The sequence below is a fragment of the Methylobacterium cerastii genome, assembly GCF_022179125.1.
Classification (GTDB): Bacteria; Pseudomonadota; Alphaproteobacteria; order Rhizobiales; family Beijerinckiaceae; genus Methylobacterium; species Methylobacterium cerastii.
In genome coordinates, this window is record NZ_BPQG01000145.1 from 1 (window position 1) to 1,129 (window position 1,129).

The following is a 1,129-nucleotide window of genomic DNA, read 5'->3' on the forward strand; positions in this document are numbered from 1 at the left end:
CCATTGGCCACGGCATATTTATGCGGAATCCACAGAGAGTTAGTCAGGCGGCTAAAAGCCGTTCTGACCCCGAACATTCACACTCTGTTTGACATGTCGGCGGAGGACTTTGATGCCATCATAGCGGCACATTTTCAACCGGGAGATGCTGTACTGGAGACAGATATCGCATCCTTCGATAAGAGCCAAGACGACTCCTTAGCGCTAACGGCGCTAATGCTTCTGGAAGACCTCGGGGTCGACCAAGAACTGCTGGACCTTATCGAAGCTGCGTTTGGTGAGATCACGAGTGTGCATCTACCTACCGGTACAAGATTTAAATTCGGTGCTATGATGAAGTCAGGAATGTTTCTTACACTCTTCATCAACACGCTGCTGAACATTGTCATAGCGTGCCGCGTCTTACGCGACAAATTATCGTCCTCGGCGTGCGCCGCCTTCATAGGTGATGACAACATAGTGCACGGCGTGAGGTCAGACCCGCTAATGGCAGAAAGGTGTGCGAGTTGGGTCAACATGGAAGTAAAGATCATCGATGCCACAATGTGTGAGAAACCACCGTACTTTTGTGGAGGATTCATCCTGTACGACAGTGTCGCCGGTACAGCGTGTAGGGTTGCAGACCCGTTAAAGAGGCTGTTCAAACTCGGGAAACCGCTCCCAGCGGACGACAACCAGGATGAAGACAGAAGAAGGGCACTAAAAGACGAAACAGTTAAGTGGTCCCGCATAGGATTGAGAGAAGAATTAGACGTGGCACTGAGCTCAAGATACCAAGTCAGTGGCGTCGGGAACATCACTAGAGCGATGTCCACGCTGTCTAAGAATTTGAAGTCTTTTAGGAAAATAAGAGGTCCCATTATACATCTGTACGGCGGTCCTAAATAGATGCAGGATTACACTACATCTAAAGACCACGTATTACAGACACCATGAATTACATCCCAACTCAAACCTTTTACGGACGCCGTTGGCGACCACGCCCGGCGTTCCGTCCATGGCGGGTGCCGATGCAGCCGGCCCCACCCATGATTCCAGAGCTGCAAACTCCGATCGTCCAGGCCCAACAGATGCAGCAGCTAATCAGTGCAGTTTCTGCCCTGACGACTAAGCAAAATGGCAAAGCACC

At 50.8% G+C, this 1,129-nt stretch carries 1 protein-coding gene; it reads left to right on the top strand.

The window, feature by feature from the left end:
• A partial coding sequence (locus MFF13_RS26695; RefSeq protein ID WP_238273406.1) for an RNA-dependent RNA polymerase family protein occupies nucleotides 1-888 on the top strand: 888 nt, incomplete at its 5' end.
• Nucleotides 889-1,129: the final 241 nt, after the last annotated feature.